Origin of the sequence: Pleomorphochaeta sp. (genome assembly GCF_050031695.1) — a bacterium.
In the GTDB taxonomy this organism is placed as follows: Bacteria; Spirochaetota; Spirochaetia; order Sphaerochaetales; family Sphaerochaetaceae; genus Pleomorphochaeta.
Genome location: NZ_JBNAIC010000040.1, coordinates 1 through 3,072, shown reverse-complemented (window position 1 = coordinate 3,072; position 3,072 = coordinate 1). Strand labels below are relative to the sequence as shown.

Below are 3,072 nucleotides of genomic sequence, written 5' to 3'. Positions count from 1 at the left end.
TTTAATTTTGGTTTTGATATATAAGAGCCTCTGCCTCTAGTTCTAAATAAATAGCCCTCTTCAACTAACATATTAAAAGCTTGTCTTATTGTAGTTCTACTTACATTTAATATTTCACAAAGTTTTGTTTCAGCAACCATTATATCATCAGATTTAAAATTACCCGCTTGAATTTGCAATCTTACATAACTTGCAAACTGTACATAAAAAGGAATTTTAACACTGCTATCAAAATCAAATGTTTCTTTAACATATTTTGAGGTTATTTGAGACATATTTTCTCCTATTAAATCTGATTAAAAACCATAATTTAAGCCAATATAAGTTTAATTAATATTAAAGTTTTAAACATTAGTAAAGCTTTTTAAATAATATATTTTTTTAACGATGTTTTCAAACTAAATATTAATAATTATTTGTATGATACATTCATAATAATAATATATTATATATATTTAGTAAATAATTCTTTTATCATAAAAATCCTTGATAAAATCATCTAAATCAATATTTAATTAAAATTACTATTGCATTTTTTAATTTAATATTTCTATAATATTTGTATCATACATTTAATAATATTAAAAGGAGAAAAAATGAAACCAGACAAAAAAGCAATAGATATGGATACTAAAGAGCTTGCTAGATATATTGATCAATCTGTATTAAAACCAGAATTTAGTGAAAAAGAGATAAGAAAATATATTCAAGAAGGTATTGATTATAATTGTAAAACAGTTTGTATAAACCCATCCTCATTACCTATTGCAAGAGAACTTTGTAAAGGCACAAATACCGGGCTCTGTGTAGTTTGTGACTTTCCTTTTGGGTGCTCTTCTACAGAAAGTAAAGTTATGCAAGCTCAAATAATTTGTAAAGATGAGGATATTGAAGATTTAGATCTTGTATCAAATTATGGTTGGATTAAAAGTGGAAAATGGAATCTTGTAGAGAAAGAGATAAAAGCAGTAGCAGAAATTGTTCACAAGCATGGAACTAAATTAAAAGTGATATTTGAAACCGATGCTCTTAATTTAGAAGAAATTGCAAAAGCTACTGATATAGCAGCAAAAGCTGGTGCTGATTTTGTTAAAACCTCAACTGGATTTTTCACAGGCGCTGAAGTAAAAGGGGCAACAACAGAAATAATTCAATGCATGATTAATGCAGCAAAAGGTAGATGTCAAGTAAAGGGCTCTGCTTGTATCAGAGATAGAGAAAAGTTCTTAGCCTTTATTGATCAAGGAATTGATAGAATGGGGATTGGATACAGATCTACTCCCATAGTACTTGGATTGATAAAGAAATAATTCAAAAAATAAGCTACAGCCGTTTTTATAATAGCTGTAGCTTATAATATAATAATTTAGAAAATTTATAAGTTAGTTGCTTTCAAAACCTTATATTTAATACTTTGATTATCACAAGAGATAATCTCTACTTCAGAATCTTGCAAATTTATTGTATTACCTTTGTTCAAATCATAAACAAAATCTAATGTATAAGCACTTCTAATTGTAGAATCTTGATATTCTCTATAAGTAAAATGGACAAGATTTCCTTCTACACCATTATAAACAAATTCCTTAACAAAAGAATCATTCATATCTTCAACACTTTTAGTATATTCTAAATCAGACAAAATTTTCTTACTATCATCCAACATTACATTTCCATCTTGATTTTCTAAGAGTTGAGGATATACAAAATAAAATTTATTGAAATTTGAATTTTGATAGATTTTATTTCCTTCTGAAGATTTACCAATTAAATAATAATCTCCCTTTGGATTTAACATTCCAAAGCTATCTAATAGAGTTATCTTCTCTTTTTTACTTGTGCTTACTTGTTCTAATATAGGACAACCAACATTAACTTCTGAAACCACATTCATTTCAGGTTTTGTAGTAATTGAGCTGCTAGGTGAAATTGAAGTATCAACTTCCGCCAAGTTAGTACAACTAACAAAAAAAACTAATAATAAAGGAATTAATGCCACAAACTTTTTATTCATATTTTTCTCCTGACTAATTAAAGTTTTTATGTTATTAATCTAATAATAAACTTTTAACACCATATAACTATAATAAAAAAGAATCAATCTTTTTTTAAAAAAAAGATGTAGCCTTTTACAACTACATCTTTTATATATCTCTTTTAAATCACTCATAACAAGTAATACTTGTTCACTTTTTCTTATTTGGTATTATCAAAAAGGCTAATAAAGCAACAGAAATAACAGTTCCAACAATATTAAATACAATATTTGGGATTATCATAATTATAGCAACCGAAGCCAAAAGCAACCTTATTGGTAACCCTAAATTCTTACCCAACCAACCCTCAAAAGAAATTGCAATCATAACAACAGCTAACAATGCAATAATCAAAGAAGAAATTGAAGCTAAGAAAGAAGTATCAACAATTAATAAACCTGGATAATAAACAAACATAAATGGAATAATGAATCCTGCAATACCTAGTTTAAACGCTTGTACACCAGTCTTCATAGCATCTGAATCTGCAATCCCACTAGCTGCATATGCACTCATTGCAACAGGTGGAGTAATAAATGAAATGATTGCAAAATAGAATACAAATAAGTTTGAAGCAATTGGAGAAATACCTGCTTTTAATAGAGCTGGAGCTGCAACAGTTGCTGCAATTACATAAGCAGCAGTTGAAGGAAGGCCCATACCTAAAATTATACAAGCAATCATAGTCATCAAAAGCATTAAGAATAAATTACCATTCGATACATCAAAAACTATTTGAGCAAATCTAACACCAAGACCTGTCATACTAACAATTCCAATTACGATACCAGCAGAAGCACAAGCTATTGCTACAGGAACAGCTGATTTTGCTGCATGTAAACTTGCTTCTTTTAATTCTTTAAATGGGAATCTATGATCAACAATACCGATTTTAATAATACCAATTGCTAAAATCGATAAAATAGCAAAGAATCCAGAATAGCTAGCAGATAATTTTAAAACCAATAAACAAAAAACCAAAATAATAATTGGAATAAAATAATAATAACCTTCTTTTAATATTGCCTTAACTCTT

4 protein-coding genes are annotated in these 3,072 nt (G+C 27.7%); 1 reads left to right on the top strand and 3 read right to left on the bottom strand.

Annotated features, from left to right (window positions below; all coding sequences use genetic code 11):
* The coding region (locus ACPKM0_RS07255) for a GntR family transcriptional regulator (RefSeq protein ID WP_472474711.1) at positions 1-275 on the bottom strand (275 nt) is incomplete at its 3' end.
* A 321-nt stretch (positions 276-596) separates the two neighbouring features.
* Between ACPKM0_RS07255 and deoC the strand changes: the two genes are divergently transcribed.
* On the top strand, positions 597-1,310 hold the full coding sequence (deoC, locus tag ACPKM0_RS07250; RefSeq protein ID WP_472474709.1) for a deoxyribose-phosphate aldolase: 714 nt from the start codon (positions 597-599) through the stop codon (positions 1,308-1,310).
* A gap of 65 nt (positions 1,311-1,375) precedes the next feature.
* On the opposite strand, the gene ACPKM0_RS07245 is transcribed toward deoC, so the two are convergent.
* Positions 1,376-2,014 (bottom strand): hypothetical protein, encoded by a 639-nt coding sequence (locus ACPKM0_RS07245; RefSeq protein WP_472474707.1) that lies wholly within the window; start codon positions 2,012-2,014, stop codon positions 1,376-1,378.
* 172 nt (positions 2,015-2,186) lie between these two features.
* Positions 2,187-3,072: TRAP transporter permease (locus tag ACPKM0_RS07240; RefSeq protein WP_472474705.1), on the bottom strand; the 886-nt coding region annotated here is incomplete at its 5' end.